Source organism: Pantoea sp. OVA07A, assembly GCF_019969975.1.
GTDB classification, from domain to species: Bacteria; Pseudomonadota; Gammaproteobacteria; order Enterobacterales; family Enterobacteriaceae; genus Pantoea; species Pantoea agglomerans.
Map to the genome: position 1 here is coordinate 388,551 of NZ_JAHXYM010000002.1, position 16,430 is coordinate 404,980.

15 protein-coding genes are annotated in these 16,430 nt (G+C 59.5%); 8 read left to right on the forward strand and 7 right to left on the reverse strand.

Annotated features, from left to right (window positions below):
• Positions 1 to 6: 6 nt before the first annotated feature.
• Both LC417_RS10230 and LC417_RS10235 read left to right on the forward strand, forming a co-directional pair.
• Positions 7 to 225 carry an MbtH family protein gene (locus LC417_RS10230; RefSeq protein WP_029519500.1) on the forward strand — a complete coding sequence of 73 codons (219 nt, stop codon included), beginning with the start codon at positions 7 to 9 and terminating at the stop codon, positions 223 to 225.
• Complete coding sequence (locus LC417_RS10235; RefSeq protein ID WP_223565805.1) at positions 218 to 4,147, forward strand: enterobactin synthase subunit F; 3,930 nt, start codon at positions 218 to 220, stop codon at positions 4,145 to 4,147. Before LC417_RS10230 ends, LC417_RS10235 begins: the two co-directional genes overlap by 8 nt.
• 43 nt (positions 4,148 to 4,190) lie before the next feature.
• Here the strand turns inward: LC417_RS10235 and LC417_RS10240 are convergent, their stop codons facing one another.
• Genes LC417_RS10240 through fepD form a run of 3 tightly spaced genes read right to left on the reverse strand, consistent with a single transcriptional unit; the run spans position 4,191 to position 6,945 of the window.
• Positions 4,191 to 4,982 carry an ATP-binding cassette domain-containing protein gene (locus tag LC417_RS10240; protein WP_182504621.1) on the reverse strand — a complete coding sequence of 264 codons (792 nt, stop codon included), beginning with the start codon at positions 4,980 to 4,982 and terminating at the stop codon, positions 4,191 to 4,193.
• Positions 4,979 to 5,959, reverse strand: coding sequence for an iron-enterobactin ABC transporter permease (gene fepG, locus LC417_RS10245; RefSeq protein ID WP_167433133.1), 981 nt, complete (start codon positions 5,957 to 5,959; stop codon positions 4,979 to 4,981). The genes LC417_RS10240 and fepG overlap by 4 nt, the downstream gene beginning before the upstream one ends.
• Entirely contained in the window at positions 5,956 to 6,945 is a 990-nt protein-coding gene (gene fepD / locus LC417_RS10250; RefSeq protein WP_072171285.1) for a Fe(3+)-siderophore ABC transporter permease, read from the reverse strand. Before fepD ends, fepG begins: the two co-directional genes overlap by 4 nt.
• 145 nt (positions 6,946 to 7,090) lie before the next feature.
• Here fepD and entS point away from each other — a divergent pair, with 145 nt between their 5' ends.
• Positions 7,091 to 8,335 (forward strand): enterobactin transporter EntS, encoded by a 1,245-nt coding sequence (gene entS, locus LC417_RS10255; protein WP_069026566.1) that lies wholly within the window; start codon positions 7,091 to 7,093, stop codon positions 8,333 to 8,335.
• Here the strand turns inward: entS and fepB are convergent.
• Complete coding sequence (gene fepB / locus LC417_RS10260) at positions 8,330 to 9,298, reverse strand: Fe2+-enterobactin ABC transporter substrate-binding protein (protein ID WP_223565806.1); 969 nt, start codon at positions 9,296 to 9,298, stop codon at positions 8,330 to 8,332. The two genes, entS and fepB, sit on opposite strands and share 6 nt — an antisense overlap.
• 177 nt (positions 9,299 to 9,475) lie before the next feature.
• Here fepB and LC417_RS10265 point away from each other — a divergent pair, with 177 nt between their 5' ends.
• From LC417_RS10265 to LC417_RS10285, 5 genes are read left to right on the forward strand one after another with little or no spacing between them, the layout of a single operon-like run.
• Entirely contained in the window at positions 9,476 to 10,654 is a 1,179-nt protein-coding gene (locus tag LC417_RS10265; RefSeq protein ID WP_223565807.1) for an isochorismate synthase, read from the forward strand.
• Between the two features lie 10 nt (positions 10,655 to 10,664).
• Positions 10,665 to 12,281 (forward strand): (2,3-dihydroxybenzoyl)adenylate synthase, encoded by a 1,617-nt coding sequence (locus LC417_RS10270; RefSeq protein WP_010251844.1) that lies wholly within the window; start codon positions 10,665 to 10,667, stop codon positions 12,279 to 12,281.
• Between the two features lie 18 nt (positions 12,282 to 12,299).
• Entirely contained in the window at positions 12,300 to 13,154 is an 855-nt protein-coding gene (locus tag LC417_RS10275) for an isochorismatase family protein (RefSeq protein ID WP_069025735.1), read from the forward strand.
• Positions 13,151 to 13,909, forward strand: coding sequence for a 2,3-dihydro-2,3-dihydroxybenzoate dehydrogenase (gene dhbA, locus LC417_RS10280; RefSeq protein WP_033759623.1), 759 nt, complete (start codon positions 13,151 to 13,153; stop codon positions 13,907 to 13,909). Before LC417_RS10275 ends, dhbA begins: the two co-directional genes overlap by 4 nt.
• 2 nt (positions 13,910 to 13,911) lie before the next feature.
• Positions 13,912 to 14,331 (forward strand): hotdog fold thioesterase, encoded by a 420-nt coding sequence (locus LC417_RS10285; RefSeq protein WP_029519501.1) that lies wholly within the window; start codon positions 13,912 to 13,914, stop codon positions 14,329 to 14,331.
• Positions 14,332 to 14,403: 72 nt separating this feature from the next.
• Here LC417_RS10285 and cgtA read toward each other — a convergent pair whose 3' ends face one another.
• The 3 genes from cgtA to rplU form a co-directional block, all read right to left on the reverse strand.
• Positions 14,404 to 15,576: an Obg family GTPase CgtA gene (cgtA, locus tag LC417_RS10290; RefSeq protein ID WP_003851092.1), complete on the reverse strand. Its 1,173-nt coding sequence runs from the start codon at positions 15,574 to 15,576 to the stop codon at positions 14,404 to 14,406.
• A gap of 242 nt (positions 15,577 to 15,818) precedes the next feature.
• Positions 15,819 to 16,076, reverse strand: coding sequence for a 50S ribosomal protein L27 (gene rpmA, locus LC417_RS10295; RefSeq protein ID WP_003851093.1), 258 nt, complete (start codon positions 16,074 to 16,076; stop codon positions 15,819 to 15,821).
• A 15-nt stretch (positions 16,077 to 16,091) separates the two neighbouring features.
• Positions 16,092 to 16,403, reverse strand: a complete 312-nt coding sequence (gene rplU / locus LC417_RS10300) for a 50S ribosomal protein L21 (RefSeq protein ID WP_008925416.1) — start codon at positions 16,401 to 16,403, stop codon at positions 16,092 to 16,094.
• Positions 16,404 to 16,430: the final 27 nt, after the last annotated feature.

Genomic DNA, 16,430 nt, shown 5'->3' on the forward strand with positions numbered 1-16,430 from the left:
ACCGACATGCAACAACTTAACCCTTTCGACGATCCGCAACAGGATTGTCAGGTGCTGAAGAACGATCAGCAGCAGTACAGCTTATGGCCCGCCTTTTGTGCGGTTCCGGCAGGATGGCAGCCGGTGTTTGGTCCCGGGCCACAGGCTGACTGTCTGAGCTGGCTGAATGAAAACTGGCACGATATCCGTCCGGTTATGACGCAGGACAGAGGCGAAAATGTCTGAGATCACTCTCAACCCGCAGACAGAACAAAAAACGCTGCCGCTGGTGGCCGCTCAGCCCGGAATCTGGATCGCTGACCAGCTATCGCCCTATTCCAATGCTTACGCCGTGGCGCATTTTGTCGAACTGCGCGGTGCGCTGAACAGCGCGTTGCTGTCACGGGCCATAATTGCTGGCATGCAGGAAGCAGACACACTGAATATGGCCTTTGGCGAGCAGGAGGGTGAACCGCTACAGTGGCCTGAACCCCAGGCTTTCCGCGAGCCTGAGGTGATCGATCTGCGCGACGCCGCCGATCCGGAGGCCGCAGCACGTGCGCTGATGCAGCAGGATATGACCGGCGATCTGCGGGTGCTGAGCGGCGCGCCGCTTTACCATCACAGCCTGCTTCGGCTGGGCGAGGATCACTGGTACTGGTATCAGCGATACCATCATCTGGTGGTCGATGGTTTTAGTTTCACCGCCCTGACCCGCCGTATCGCCAATCTTTACAGCGCCTGGCAGCGCGGCGACACGCCGGAGCCAAGCCCGTTTGTGCCGTTCAGCGACGTCGTTGATGAATATCAGCGCTATCAGCAATCTTCGGGCTGGCAGCGCGATCGCCAGTTCTGGCTGGAGAAAGGCGCGCAGCTACCTGCGCCCGCCTCGTTGTCCGCTCTGCCGCTGGCCGGTCAGAGCGCCAGTACCGACCTGCTGCGCCATACGTTTGCCGTGGATCGCGACACGTTTCAGGCTTTGCTGACGCACACCGGGCAGCACAACCTCAGCGCCGCAGATACCGCCTTTGCGCTGGTGGCGTTATGGCTGGCGCGCCTCACCGGTCAGCATGCGTTCGCCGCCGGTTTCATCTTTATGCGCCGCATCGGCTCGGCCGCGCTCTGCGCCACCGGTCCGGTGATTAACGTGCTGCCAATGGCGGTGCATTACGATCCGGCACAGCCGCTGACGGCACTGGCCGGGCGTCTGGCGGGCGAAGTCAAAAAAATGCGTCGCCATCAGCGCTACGACGCTGAACAGGTGCAGCGCGATCTGGGTCGCTCCGGCGACAGCGATCCGCTCTATGGGCCGGTAATCAACCTGAAGATGTTTGATTACCAGCTCGATTTCGCTGGCATCAAAGGCATAACCCATCAGCTGGCGTCAGGACCGGTACGCGATCTGGAGATTGCTATCTACCTCAGCGAACAGGGCGACCTGACGCTGGAGTTACTGGCTAATGCACAGCGCTACAGTGAGACAACGCTAAAGCAACACGCCAGCCGCTTTGGCCTGCTGCTTCAGCAGCTTGCCGTCCGGCCAGCCAGTGCCTGTGGCGAGCTGGACATGCTGATGCCGGAAGAGCATCAGCAGCTCGCGGCGATCAACCAGACTGCCGTAATGCTGCCCGCAGAAACCCTGAGCAGCCTGCTGCTCCGTCAGGCACAGCGTTCGCCGCGCGCTCCGGCACTGGCAGATGAGGGGCATCAGCTTGACTATCAACAGATGCAGCAGCAGGTCGCCGCGCTGGGGCAACAGTTGATTGCGCAGGGAGTGACGCCGGGTGATATCGTCGCCGTAGCGCTGCCGCGTTCGGTCTTTTTATCGCTGGCGCTGCAGGCGATCGTCAGCGTGGGGGCAACCTGGCTGCCGCTTGATACCGGCTACCCGGACGATCGGTTACAGATGATGCTGGAAGATGCCGCGCCGAAAACGCTGATCACCTGTCGTGAACTGGCCGAGCGGCTGGCGGCACTCTCACCCGTCGCGCCGCTGTTTTACGACGCGCTGTTAACACCCGTTGATAGCGTGCTGATGCAGGCCCCGCGTCTACAGGATGGCGCATACATCATCTATACCTCCGGCTCGACCGGTCGGCCAAAAGGGGTGCTGGTCAGTCATGAGGCGATCGTCAACCGTCTGTTATGGATGCAGGATCGCTATCCGCTCGGCAGCGATGATGTGGTGTTGCAGAAAACCCCGAGCAGCTTTGATGTTTCGGTATGGGAGTTCTTCTGGCCGCTTATCGTCGGCGCACGGCTGGTGATGGCTCCGCCCGATGCTCATCGCGACCCGGACGCGCTGCAGCAGCTGTTTGCCCGCTACCGCGTGACCACCACCCATTTTGTTCCGTCGATGCTGGCTGCTTTTGTCGCTTCGCTGCAGGAAGGTGACGCGATAGCGCGCTGCGCCACCCTGCGCCGGGTTTTCTGTAGCGGCGAAGCGCTGCCCGCAGAGTTATCGCGCCAGTGGCAGGCGCTGACCCGGGTGCCCTTGCATAATCTTTATGGCCCGACCGAAGCGGCGGTTGATGTCAGCTACTATCCGGCCTTTGGCCCGGAACTGGCGGCCGTCGAAGGGGCCAGCGTGCCGATTGGCTTCCCGGTCTGGAACACCGGCTTACGGATTCTGGATGCGCGTCTGCAGCCGGTGCCACCGGGCGTGGCTGGCGATCTCTATCTGACCGGCGTGCAGCTGGCACATGGCTATCTTGATCGTCCCGACCTCACCGCCAGCCGGTTTGTCGCCGATCCGTGGGGTCACGGCTCCCGGATGTACCGCACTGGTGATGTGGCGCGCTGGCTGCCGGATGGTGCGGTGGAGTATATGGGCCGCAGCGACGATCAGCTTAAAATTCGCGGACAGCGTATCGAGCTGAACGAGATCGACCACGCCATGGCTGCGCTACCTGGCATTGAGCAGGCCGTCACACATGCGGTGGTGCTGGGGAGCAGCAGCGATCAGCAGGGCGATGCCCGCCAGCTGGTCGGCTATGTGGTGGCTGATGGCTCGATCGATACCGACGCAATGCGTCAGACTCTGGCCACACAGTTACCGGCGCATATGGTGCCGGTGGCGATTGTTCAGCTGGCGGCGTTACCGCTCAGCAGCAACGGTAAACTGGATCGCAAAGCGCTGCCGCTGCCGCAAACGCAGGCAGCGCTGGCTGGTCGCGCGCCGCATCCCGGACTCGAAACGACACTGGCACAGGCGTTTGCCAGGCTGCTGGAGTGCGAACCGGTGAGCGCCCAGGATGATTTCTTCTCGCTGGGCGGCCACTCGCTGCTGGCGATGCGGCTGGCAGCACAACTGCGCCGGACGCTGAATCAGCCGGTGTCAGTGGGCCAGATCATGGTGGCATCCACGGTAGAAAAGCTGGCGAAACTGCTCAGCAGCGAGCCAGCGGATGTGGCTCGTGCCGGATTTGAAGCGGTATTACCCTTGCGACGCGGCACTGGCCCAACGCTGTTTTGCTTCCATCCCGCCTCCGGTTTTGCCTGGCAGTTCAGCGTGTTGCAGCGCTATCTGGATGCACGATGGTCGCTACTCGGCATTCAGTCACCCGACACCGCCAGCCCGCTGAACCAGGCGCAGCACCTTGACGCGGTGTGTGAGGCGCATCTGGCGACGGTGCGTCAGCAGCAGCCACAGGGGCCTTACTATTTCCTGGGCTACTCGCTGGGCGGCACGCTGGCGCAGGGTATCGCCGCGCGGCTGGAGGCCGAAGGTGAAACCGTTGCCTTCCTCGGACTGCTGGATACCTGGCCGCCGGAGACGCAGAACTGGGATGAACGGCGCGGTGAAAACGTGCTGGATCCGGCGGTGCTGGAAGAGGTTAATCGTGAGCGCGAGCAGTTTATCGCTGCGCAACGGCAGCAGGCCGGTGAAGGAATGGAGGCACTGTTTACTACCATTGAAGCCAACTACGCCAGTTCGGTGCGCCTGCTGGCAACAGCGCGCAGTGCCCGTTTCACCGGACACGCAACCCTGTTCCTGGCGGAACAGACGCAGCAGCCCGGTCAGGATGCGCGCCGCGCCTGGGCGCCCTATGTCGGCGAGCTGACTATCTGGCCGCTGGACTGTGCGCACGTCGAGATCATCTCACCGCGCATGTTCGAACAGATTGGGCCACGACTGCAGCAGTGCCTGGCGTCGCTGAATCCCTGAACCGTTCTGACTTTGCGCTTTCTCCACCTGAAGAAAGCGCAGGTCAGCCTCTTCCCAGCGGCACAATCATCGGCGTACCGGCCACCGGATCGTTAATGATGATGCAGCGCAGGCCGTAGATCGCTTCTATCAGTTCCGGCGTGACGATCTCCGCCGGTTTCCCTTCGGCAATGATTTTCCCGTCTCGCATCGCAATCAGGTGGCTGGCATAGCGGCACGCCTGATTGAGATCATGCAGCACCACCACCAGCGTACGGCCATGCTGCTGATTGAGATCCTGCATTAATTCCAGCAACTCAATCTGATGGGCGATGTCGAGCCAGGTGGTCGGTTCATCCAGCAGCAACAGTGGCGTCTGCTGAGCCAGCACCATCGCAATCCACACCCGCTGCCGCTGGCCGCCAGAGAGCGTATCAACCTGCTGCTGCGCTAAGTCTGCCACGCCGGTAGCCTGCATTGCCTGCTGAACAGCCGTCTCATCTTTCTGTCGCCAGCGACCAAACAGCGACTGGTGCGGATAACGCCCGCGCGCGACCAGTTCGCTGACGCTGATGCCCGCTGGTGCATTCGAGCTTTGCGGTAGCAGCCCCAGCCGACGCGCCACCTCTTTGGTAGCGTAGTGAGCAATCGCATTGCCATCCAGCAGCACCTGGCCTTTCAGGGGCGAGACCAGGCGGCTTAAGGTACGCAGCAGCGTCGACTTTCCACAGGCGTTGGGGCCAATAATAACGGTCAGTTCACCGTCGGGGATCGCGACGGTGAGATTCTCCGCCACGATTTTTTTGTCATACCCCAGCGTCAGCGCGTCGCCCTGCAAACGTGTTTTCACTGTCATTGGCGTCGCGCCTCCCGTACCAGTAGAGCAATCAGATAGAGTCCGCCCAGGCTAACCGTGATGACGCCAACCGGCAGCTGATAAGGCAGGAAAAAGTGCTGCGCGGCGTAATCCGCGGCGGTTAACAGCAGCGCGCCGCACAAGGCAGCCAGCGGCAGCGCGCCTTTGATACCGCCACACAGCCGACGAGCAATCTGCGGTGCCAGCAGCGCAATAAAGGAGACAGGACCGACCAGCGCGGTAGAGGCGGCGGTGAGGATCACGCCCGTCAGCATCAGCAAAACGCGGCTGCGTTCAACCGGTACGCCCAGCGCGCAGGCGGTGTCGTCACCCATCTCCAGCAGACGCATGCGCCGGGCCAGCATGCTTGTCGCCAGCAGCGCCAGCAGAAGCACGGTAATCACCGGCGTCGTTTTCGCCCAGGTAATGCCGTTGAGTGAACCGGCGCTCCAGAGCCCGGCGCTCAGTGCCGCCTCCAGTGAGGCGCTGATAATCAGCCAGCTGTTCAGCGCCATCAGCAGCGCCCGCACGCTGATGCCCACAATGATCAGACGAAAGGTCTCCACGCCGTTGCGCCAGCTGAACAGCCAGACCACGCCCGCCGTGAGCAGTCCGCCAAGCAGTGCCGCCAGCGTCATGCCCTCCATGTTTTGCTGGAACAGCACCAGTGCCACCAGCACGCCGCTGTAAGCGCCGGTATTGAAACCCAGAATATCGGGGCTGCCCAGCGGGTTGCGCAGCAGCGACTGAAAAATTGCCCCGCTGACGCCCAGTGCCGCACCAATCAGCAGCGCCATCATGACACGCGGCAGTCGCCACTCCAGTACAATCAGCTGTATGTTACGCGCCGCCTCGCCGTTGATAAGGGCCCACAACTGGCTGGCGGAGATCGGTAAGGTGCCGCGCGTAATGCTCAGAAAGGCCAGCACCCCGCAGGCCACCAGCAGCATCAGCGCATTAATCATCACCCGTTTCATAGCTGCCCTCTTCCCGACTTGCGGCGCACCAGCACAATCAGCATCGGCGCGCCCAGTATGGCCGTGACAATCGACACGCGCAGTTCGCCCGGTACCAGCAGCCGTCCCAGAATATCGGCGGCCAGCAGCAAACAGGGGGTGATAAGAAGGGTTCCGGGCAGCATCCAGCGATGATCGTTACCCAGCAGCCAGCGGGCCAGATGTGGCGTCATTAAGCCGACAAACGCGATGGGGCCGACAGCGGCTGTCGCCGCCCCACTCAGCAGCGCAATAGCCAGTAATCCCACCAGCTGGGTACGCATCACCCGGGTACCCAGCGCGGTCGCCATATCACCGCCCATACTCAGGCTGTTGAGCGAACGCGCCAGCAGCAGCGCCAGCAGGCTCCCGGCGACTACCGCCGGAAAGGTGGTGCGCAGAATGGCAAAATTGCGGATATCCAGCGAGCCACTGTGCCAGAAACGCAGATGATCGTAGATGTCAGGATTGAGCAGCGATAAACCAGAGGTTAACCCCTCCAGCACTGCACCCAGCGCCACGCCTGCCAGCGTCAGACGCACCGGATTAACGCGGCCACCGCCCAGCGCACCGGTCAGCGCCACCAGCAGGGAGGCCAGCAGTGCGCCCGTAAAGGCAAAGCCAAGCCAGTCCGCGGGGGAGTCAGCGCCAGACAGGGCGATGCCCAGCACTACCGCAAAGCCTGCACCGGCGTTGATACCGAGAATGCCGGGATCGGCCAGCGGATTGCGCGTCAGGCTCTGCATCAGCGCGCCCGCCAGACCTAAACTGATCCCGGCCAGCAGACCCGCCAGGGTGCGCGGCAGTCGGGCATCGCGCACGATGACACAATCGACGCGGTTACAGTCGCTGAATAAGGCCTGCGTGACATCATGAAAGGGGATAGATTTGGCACCCAGCATCAGGCTGAGCGCGAGAAGCAACAACAGCAGCATCCCTGAACCTGCTATTGCACGAAGTTGACGCATAACGTTTAAACCTTCACCGATTCATTTAGATCGCAGCACGAGTCATTATGATAATGATACTTGTTATCGTTATTAGTGATTTTTTGTATGTTACCATGACTCCCGGACTCAATGATGAGGAAAATGGGTGCAAAAAAGCGACGTTATGAACAAACCCTCCCACTTTATCGATCTCAGCCTGCTGAGAACCCACCCCGCCTTTCGCGCCATTTTTATCGCCCGCTTTATCTCCATCGTCGCCCTCGGCATGCTGGCGGTGGCGGTACCGGTTCAGATTCAGCAGCTAACGCAGTCGCCGCTGCTGGTGGGTCTGGCGGTGACGCTGGCCGGTGCCGGCATGTTTATCGGCCTGCTGACCGGCGGCGTGCTGGCGGATCGCTATGAGCGCCGACGTCTGATCCTGTTTGCCCGATCCACCTGTGGCCTGGGCTTTGTCGCCTTATGCATCAATGCCCTGCTCCCTTCGCCGTCGGTGATCGCCGTCTTTGTGCTGGGACTGTGGGATGGTTTTTTCGGCGCGATAGGCGTCACCGCGCTGCTGGCGGCGACTCCGGCGCTGGTCGGGCGTGAAAACCTGATGAAAGCAGGTGCGATTACCATGCTGACGGTGCGCTTTGGCGCGATTCTCTCCCCCGCCATTGCCGGACTGGTCATCGCGCAGGGCGGTGTGGCGTGGAACTACGGACTGGCGGCGTTCGGCACGTTGCTGACGGTGCTAACCCTGCTGCGGTTGCCGCGGCTGGCGCCACCGCCGCAGCCGCGTGAGCATCCGCTAAAAGCACTGGTCAGCGGCGTGCAATTCCTGTTTGCCAGCCCGATCGTTGGCATGGCGGCGCTGGTCGGCGCGCTGGTGACGTTAGCCAGCGCGGTGCGCGTGCTCTATCCGGCGCTGGCGCCACACTGGCAGGTCGGCGTGACGGAGTTAGGGCTGATGTATGCCGCCGTTCCGCTGGGTGCTGCCACAGGTGCCCTCACCAGCGGACGGCTGGCACAGTCACCGCAGCCGGGCCGCCTGATTCTGGCGAGTGCTATTGCTGCTTTCGTCGCGCTGGCTCTGTTCAGCCTGATGCCGTGGTTCAGCGCCAGTCTGGTCTGCCTCGCGGCCTTTGGCTATTTCAGTGCCATCAACAGCCTGGTGCAGTACGCGATGATCCAGACGCTGACGCCTGATGCGCTGCTCGGCAGGATCAACAGCCTCTGGACAGCGCAGAATGTCACCGGCGATGCGATAGGTGCAGCGATGATTGGCGCGATGGGTTCACTGCTGTTGCCCCAGCAGGCGGCCAGCCTGTCTGGTCTGGCAGCCACCGTGCTGGGCATCATCATGTGGCTGCTGATGGCGCGTCTGCGTCGCTATCAACCGCCTGCACCGGCGGAAACGGGATCATGATTTAACGAACAGCATTTCCAGCCGCGTCAGCAAATTGCTGGCGCTGTAGTAGTCGAGCCGGAAGCTATCCAGCCCCAGCGCATAGACCGCTTTGGCGCGTACCGCTGGGGTCTGCGCCAGGAAAGGGTTGCTCATCACCTGTGCGGCAGTGGGCTCTTCAGCGGCAAACAGCAGATATGATTGACCATTAAGGCCTGCCGCCAGATTTTCCCCTGACAGTTGCAGGATATCTTTACGCTGTCCCATGCTGTGACCAGCCTGAAGAGTGGCTGGCGGCGTCGCCAGGGTGAAGCCCAGTTGCTGCAGTAATTTCCCCTGCGCCGACGCATCCGTCCACAGATTGACTGCCCGGCCATCCCCGTTCCACACCATCGCTGAAACCGGTTGCGGCGGCAGGGTCAGCTTCGCTTTCAGAGCCTTTTCTCGCGCATCAAACTCAGCTTTCCGGGCGGCAGCTTCCGCTTCATGCCCGGTCGCCTCGCCCAGCAACGTCACCAGTTGCTGCCAGCTTTTATCGTCGTAATTCACCACCAGCACCGGCGCAATCGCCGCGAGTTGATCGACCAGTTTGAGCGCCGAATCATTCCCGGTGGCGCTGACCACAATCAGGTCTGGCGCTTCAGCAGCAATCGCTTCTGCACTGGGCTCACCAATGTAGAGACGTTTGACGCCGCGCTGTTTGGCCACTTCGCCCCACTGACGGAAGAATCCCTGCTTATCAGCCAGCCGACTGCCGGGTGCAGTTGCGCCACTGGCGACGACCGGCGCATCAATCGCCAGCAGCGAGCCTGTCAGGGTAACGCTGGTCGAAACAATGCGCATGGGTGCCTGGGTCAGCGTGATATTGCCCGTTGTCCCGGCGACAGTCCGCGGCCAGCCGGTCTGGGCAGCAGCGGTAACGCTGAACAGGCTGATACTCAGGAAAAACAGCGCTATCGCCGATGTGACACCATGTTTACTCATAGATTTTCGTCCACTTTTACCCGCAAAAAGAGAGAGACCATTTGTGCTGATTTAACCGGCCATGCCAGCTGAATCGCCGCGTAATTATTGACACTTTCGGCTAATCAACGTAGGTTACTGGCCCACAATACAAATGATAATCATTATTAGTTATCTTATCATTTATAGGTGGAAATTATGGTGGAATCGCTGGCATTTGAACATCCCTTGTTGCAGGATTTCCCGGCACTCTGCCGTGGCTTTCTGTTTACCTCTCCCTGGCAAAGCCTGACCACACAGGGCTGTTTTACTACCCTTACCGCGCCGGTGAAGCAGGGTGAGCAGCTGACAGGGGAGTTTCAACAGCAACTACAGCACCATTTTGCTTCAGCCAGAAAACAGGGCATTGCCCATCCCATTCTGGTGGGTGCAATCCCCTTCGACGTGGATCAGCCCGCTGCGCTGTTTATCCCTGAGTCGTATCAGACCTTTAACCGTGACGACCTCAACGCCAGTGCCTCTCTGGCTGAGGCTGAACTGCCGCAGGTGCGTCGCCGCACAGCGGTGCCGGAACATGACATTTTCATCGACATGGTTGCGCAGGCAGTGGCTGCCACGCAGCGCGGCGATCTGGATAAAGTGGTGTTGTCGCGGCTGATGGATATCGTGGCGGAACAGCCGGTTGATACGGCCGCCCTGATGCAGCGCATCGTGGCGCAGAACCCTAACAGCTACCACTTTCATCTGCCGCTGCCCGATGGCGGCGCGCTGGTTGGCGCCAGCCCGGAACTGATGCTTCGTAAGCAGGGCCGCCAGTTCAGCTCCTGTCCGCTGGCCGGTTCAGCGCCGCGTCATCGCGATCCGCAGCATGACCAGGCCTCTGGCGACAGCCTGATGCACTCAGCAAAAGATCGTCATGAGCATAAGCTGGTCACGGATGCGATGCGTGCGACGCTGCAGCCGCGCAGCCGCCTGCTGTCGGTCCCCGAGACACCTTCACTGCTGACCACCGCAACATTGTGGCATCTCGCTACGCAGATTCAGGGTGACGTGCTGGACGATCGCGAAAATGCGCTGTCACTGGCCTGTCTGCTGCATCCGACACCGGCCCTCAGCGGCTTCCCGTATCAGCGTGCTCAGGCGCTGATTCAGCGACTGGAGCCATTTGAACGTCAGCTGTTTGGCGGCATCGTCGGCTGGTGTGACGATCAGGGCAATGGCGAATGGGTCGTCACCATTCGCTGCGGTACGGTGAATGGCCCGCGGGTGCGGCTGTTTGCGGGCGCAGGCATCGTAGCGGACTCACAACCTGAATCAGAATGGCGTGAAACCGGCGTCAAACTCAACACCATGCTTCGCGCTTTTGGACTGCAATAAAGGAACCTGTATGACGATTTCCTATAGCCGCTGGCCGGACGATCTGGCTGCACGTTACCGTGAAAAAGGCTACTGGCTCGATCTGCCGATGACCGATATCCTGGAACGTCATCGCGACAGCGAGAGCGTAGCGGTGATTGATGGCGAACGACAATTTACCTATCGCCAGCTGGCGGCGCTGAGTGACAACCTGGCCGCGGCATTGCAGCGTCGCGGCCTGAAGTCAGGCGATACGGCGCTGGTGCAGCTTGGCAACGTGGCGGAATTTTACCTGACGCTGTTTGCCCTGTTCAAAATCGGCGTCGCCCCGGTTAACGCCCTGTTCAGCCATCAGCGCACCGAACTGGCCGCCTATGCCAGTCAGATCTCGCCGAGCCTGTTAATTGCCGATCGCAGCCACGCACTGTTCGCCGATGATGCGTTTATTGCGCAACTTCGCCGCGATCAGCGTTCACTCCAACAGGTGATCCTGCGTAATGACGCTCAGACGGAAAACAGCCTCGACGCCCTGCTGGCTGAACCCGCGGGCAACTTCATCGCAACCCCGACCGCAGGCGATGAAGTCGCCTTTTTCCAGCTGTCGGGTGGCAGTACCGGTACACCGAAACTGATCCCACGTACCCATAATGATTACTACTACAGCATCCGTGAGAGTGACGTTATCTGCGATGTTACCGCCGACACCCGCTACCTGATCGCCCTGCCCGCCGCGCATAACTTCCCGATGAGTTCGCCGGGCGCGCTGGGCGTTTTTTACGCGGGCGGACAGGTGATCTTAGCCGCCGATCCCAGCGCAACGCTCTGCTTCCCGCTGATTGAAAAACATCAGGTCACCGATACCGGCCTGGTTCCGCCCGCTGCCAGTCTCTGGCTGCAGGCAATTCAGGAATGGGGCAGCAATGCCGCGCTGGCCTCGCTGCAACGCATTCAGGTCGGTGGCGCAAAGCTGGGCGAAACGCTGGCCGCGCGCATCCAGAACGAGATCGGCTGCACCCTTCAGCAGGTATTTGGTATGGCGGAAGGTCTGGTGAACTACACCCGACTGGATGACGATGAGCAGACCATTCTCACCACGCAGGGACGCCCGATCTCCCCGGATGACGAGGTGTGGGTCGCCGACGATCAGGGTAACCCATTACCAGCAGGCTCCATCGGTCGACTGATGACCCGTGGTCCTTATACCTTCCGTGGCTACTACAACAGCCCGGAACATAACGCCGCCAGCTTCGATGACCAGGGCTTTTACTGCTCTGGCGATCTGATTGAGATCACGCCCTCTGGCAACATCATCGTGCAGGGCCGGGAGAAAGATCAGATCAACCGGGGTGGCGAAAAGATCGCAGCCGAAGAGATCGAAAACCTGCTGCAGCGCCATGCGGATGTGATCCACGCTGCGCTGGTATCCATGAGTGACGAGCTGATGGGTGAAAAAAGCTGTGCCTTTATCGTTACCCGTCAGCCGGTTAAGCCGGTGGCGCTGCGTCGTCACCTGCGTGAACTTGGCGTGGCAGAATTTAAGCTGCCCGACCGTATTACCTGCGTAGATGCCCTGCCGCTGACCGCGGTCGGAAAGGTGGACAAAAAACGTCTGCGCCAACAACTTGCCGATCAACAAGCGCAAGCCTGATCTGTCCGGAGATTTTCAATGGCTATTCCACAACTGACCTCTTATCCGCTGCCAGCCGCCACCGAGTTGCCCAACAACAAAGTGAAATGGATGCTGGAGCCGGACCGTGCCGCCCTGCTGATCCACGATATGCAGCGCTATTTTCTCAACTTCTGGGGCGAAAATAGCCCGCTGGTTGAGCAGGTAGTCGACAATATTGCCCGGCTGCGTCGCTACTGCAAAGCGCAGGGCATTCCGGTGTTTTACACCGCTCAGCCAAACGCGCAGAGCGATGAAGATCGTGCGCTGCTCAACGACATGTGGGGACCGGGACTGAATAAACATCCCGATCAGCAGAAGATCGTGGATGCGCTGGCACCGGATGAGGACGATCAGGTCCTGACCAAATGGCGCTACAGTGCATTTCACCGCTCGCCGCTGGAGTCGATCCTGCAGGAGATGGGCCGCGATCAGCTGATTATCACCGGCGTCTATGCTCATATTGGCTGCCTGACTACGGCCACCGATGCGTTTATGCGCAATATTCAGCCGTTTATGGTGGCCGATGCGCTGGCTGACTTCAGCCGTGAGGAACATATGATGGCGCTGACCTACACCGCGGGCCGTAGCGGAAAAGTGGTGATGACCGCCGATCTGATGCCTGTGCCACTCAGCAAAGATGATCTGCGCGCGTTGATCCTGCCGCTGCTGGAAGATGATGATGCGCCGGAAGATGATGAAAACCTGATTGATTACGGTCTGGATTCAGTACGCGTGATGGCGCTGGCGGCACGCTGGCGTCAGGTACATCGTGATATCGATTTCGTCAGCCTGGCGAAAAATCCGAGCATTGATGGCTGGTGGGCGCTGCTGGCGCGGGAGCCGGCGAAATGAGCCACACATTCGACTTCAGCGGTAAAATCGTCTGGGTAACCGGTGCCGGCCAGGGCATCGGCTATCATACTGCGTTAGCCTTTCATCAGGCTGGCGCGCAGGTCGAGGCCTTTGATCAACGTTTCAAGGGCCATGATTACCCGTTTCCCTGCCACACGATGGATGTAGCCGATCCGGCGCAGGTCAAAACGATCTGCCAGCGCGTATTGGCCGCGCAGCCGCGCATTGATGTGCTGGTCAACGCAGCCGGTATCTTACGGATTGGTGCTACCGATGAGCTGTCGTTTGCCGACTGGCAGGCGTGTCTTAACGTCAATGCGGGCGGCGCGTTTAATCTGTTCCAGCAGACATTGCCACGCTTTCGCGAACAGCGCGCCGGTGCCATCGTCACCGTCGCGTCTAATTCGGCTCACGCCCCGCGTATCGGCATGTCCGCTTATGGTGCTTCAAAAGCGGCGCTGCGCAGTCTCTGTCAGACCGTGGGTCTGGAGATGGCGCCCTATGGCGTCCGCTGCAACATCGTTTCACCCGGTTCCACCGACACCGATATGCAGCGCAGCCTGTGGCACACACCGACGGGTGAGCAGGAGATGATTGCCGGCTTCCCGGATCAGTTCAAGCTGGGTATCCCGCTGGGCAAGATCGCGCAGCCGCAGGAAATTGCAGCCACCGTACTGTTTCTCGCGTCGGATCTTGCCAGCCATGTGACGCTGCAGGATATTGTGGTTGATGGTGGCGCAACCCTGGGAGCCTGATGATGACAGCGATCTGGAAGCGATCCATTGATCTTCCCGCCCTGAATGCGCTGGGTGAGAACTCTCTGGTGGCCCATCTGGGTATCGTTTTTACCCTGATAGGTGATGATTATCTGGAAGCGACGATGCCGGTCGATGCCCGTACGCAACAGCCGTTCGGGCTGCTGCATGGCGGTGCGTCCGTGGTGCTGGCGGAGTCGATGGGCTCAATTGCCGGATATCTGGCGGTTGAGGAAGGCAGCAGCGTGGTTGGCGTAGAAGTGAATGCCAGCCATCATCGTGCGGTTTCTGCCGGTCTGGTGCGGGGAATTTGCCGTCCACTGCATCTGGGTAAACGCAGTCAGAGCTGGCAGATTGAGATTCGGAACGGTCGGGATCAGCTGTGCTGCAGTGCGCGACTGAGTGTAGCGGTGATGAGCTAGCTGCAGAAAGAACAATGCCCCCTTTCAGGCCTGAAAGGGGGCATTGCATATCACGCTGTAGCAGGCGATCGGTTAACGCTGATAGATAATTTCAACGCCTTCGTCGTCTTCATCATCCCAGTCGTCATCCCACTCTTCATCTTCCACTTCAACCGTGTTTTCAATGGTTTCTTTGTGGTAATCGTCCCACATGAACTCCACTTTCTCCGGCTGCTTCTCTTCAAGCTCCGCTTCTTTCGGATTAGCGTTGATGAAGCTCATCACGTCCCAGCAGAGTTCGTTGACACCGGTACGGCTTGCGGCAGAAATCAGGTAATACTTATCTTCCCAGCCCAGTGCTTCAGCCACCGCTTTAGCCCGTGACTGCGCTTCTTCTTCACTGATCAGATCAATTTTGTTGAAGACCAGCCAGCGTGGCTTGTTGAACAGCTTCTCGCTGTACTTTTCCAGCTCGCCGAGAATGATGCGGGCATTTTCAACCGGATCGCTTTCATCGATGGGGTCGATGTCGATCAGGTGCAGCAACACGCGGCAGCGCTCAAGGTGCTTCAGGAAGCGAATGCCGAGGCCTGCGCCATCGGCTGCGCCTTCAATCAGGCCAGGGATATCGGCCACGACGAAGCTCTGCTCGCTGTCCATACGAACCACGCCCAGGCTCGGCACCAGCGTGGTAAACGGATAGTCCGCCACTTTTGGCTTCGCTGCCGATACGGCACGGATAAAGGTCGATTTACCGGCATTCGGTAAGCCCAGCATCCCGACATCTGCCAGCAGCATCAGCTCCAGCTGCAGATCGCGCTTTTCACCTGGGGTACCCATGGTTTTCTGGCGCGGACTGCGGTTTACAGATGATTTAAAGCGGGTGTTACCCAGGCCATGCCAGCCGCCTTTGCCGACCATCAGTTTCTGGCCGTGACGCGTCATGTCGCCCAGTGTCTCGCCGGTACCCTGATCGATAACCCGGGTGCCGACCGGCACTTTAACTTCGATATCTTTACCGCGTTTGCCAGTACAGTCGCGGCTCTGGCCGTTCTGCCCACGCTCGGCGCGGAAAGATTTTTCGAAACGATAATCGATAAGGGTGTTGAGGTTTTCATCAGCGATCAGATAAACGTCACCGCCGTCACCGCCATCACCCCCATCAGGGCCGCCTCTCGGGATATATTTTTCGCGGCGGAAGCTTACGCAACCATTACCGCCATCACCGGCGACGACCAAAATTGTCGCTTCATCTACAAACTTCATTTTCTATCTCCGTCACACAATCGCCTGCAGCACTCTGCAGACGGGTCCGCCAGGGTCTTCTGCGCTGACCAGCGGCGGATAAATCAGGATTGGCTTTCGCCAGTGCGTACATAAAGTGTACAGCAAACTTTTGTGATGCGTCGCTTTTACCGCAACAGACCGCAGAATGTAAAAAGCCCCGCAGGAGCTGCGGGGCCTTCAATTCGTGCGTTCAGACGTTAAACGTCTGCGTCACGACAACCTTACTCAGCAACGATGCTGATGTATTTACGGTTGTTCGGACCTTTAACTTCGAACTGTACTTTACCGTCTGCGGTAGCAAACAGGGTGTGGTCACGACCACAACCTACATTGGTACCGGCGTGGAATTTGGTGCCACGCTGACGAACGATGATGCTACCTGCCAGAACAGATTCGCCACCGAAACGTTTTACACCCAGACGTTTTGCATTGGAGTCACGACCATTTCGAGTCGAACCACCAGCCTTTTTATGTGCCATTTGTCAGATCTCCTCTTATGCCGTGATACCAGTGATTTTCACATCAGTGAACCACTGGCGATGGCCTGCTTGCTTACGGTAGTGCTTACGACGACGAAACTTAACGATCTTAATTTTCTCGCCACGACCGTGAGCAACAACTTCTGCCTTGATCATTCCGCCTGAAACCAGTGGCGCGCCGATTTTCACGTCTTCGCCATTAGCAATCATCAGAACCTGGTCAAACTCAATCGTTTCACCGGTTGCGATGTCCAGCTTTTCCAGGCGAACGGTCTGACCTTCGCTTACTCGGTGTTGTTTACCACCACTTTGGAAAACCGCGTACATATAAAACTCCGCTTCTGCGCTTGCCTT

Bases quoted from the DNA above. Each gene is read 5' to 3' on its own strand.
- LC417_RS10285 (WP_029519501.1), top strand. From the start codon at position 13,912: ATGACAGCGATCTGGAAGCGATCCATTGATCTTCCCGCCCTGAATGCG.
- fepG (WP_167433133.1), bottom strand. From the start codon at position 5,959: ATGAAACGGGTGATGATTAATGCGCTGATGCTGCTGGTGGCCTGCGGG.
- rpmA (WP_003851093.1), bottom strand. From the start codon at position 16,076: ATGGCACATAAAAAGGCTGGTGGTTCGACTCGAAATGGTCGTGACTCC.
- entS (WP_069026566.1), top strand. From the start codon at position 7,091: ATGAACAAACCCTCCCACTTTATCGATCTCAGCCTGCTGAGAACCCAC.
- rplU (WP_008925416.1), bottom strand. From the start codon at position 16,403: ATGTACGCGGTTTTCCAAAGTGGTGGTAAACAACACCGAGTAAGCGAA.
- fepB (WP_223565806.1), bottom strand. From the start codon at position 9,298: ATGAGTAAACATGGTGTCACATCGGCGATAGCGCTGTTTTTCCTGAGT.
- LC417_RS10265 (WP_223565807.1), top strand. From the start codon at position 9,476: ATGGTGGAATCGCTGGCATTTGAACATCCCTTGTTGCAGGATTTCCCG.
- cgtA (WP_003851092.1), bottom strand. From the start codon at position 15,576: ATGAAGTTTGTAGATGAAGCGACAATTTTGGTCGTCGCCGGTGATGGC.
- fepD (WP_072171285.1), bottom strand. From the start codon at position 6,945: ATGCGTCAACTTCGTGCAATAGCAGGTTCAGGGATGCTGCTGTTGTTG.
- LC417_RS10235 (WP_223565805.1), top strand. From the start codon at position 218: ATGTCTGAGATCACTCTCAACCCGCAGACAGAACAAAAAACGCTGCCG.
- LC417_RS10230 (WP_029519500.1), top strand. From the start codon at position 7: ATGCAACAACTTAACCCTTTCGACGATCCGCAACAGGATTGTCAGGTG.
- LC417_RS10270 (WP_010251844.1), top strand. From the start codon at position 10,665: ATGACGATTTCCTATAGCCGCTGGCCGGACGATCTGGCTGCACGTTAC.
- dhbA (WP_033759623.1), top strand. From the start codon at position 13,151: ATGAGCCACACATTCGACTTCAGCGGTAAAATCGTCTGGGTAACCGGT.
- LC417_RS10275 (WP_069025735.1), top strand. From the start codon at position 12,300: ATGGCTATTCCACAACTGACCTCTTATCCGCTGCCAGCCGCCACCGAG.
- LC417_RS10240 (WP_182504621.1), bottom strand. From the start codon at position 4,982: ATGACAGTGAAAACACGTTTGCAGGGCGACGCGCTGACGCTGGGGTAT.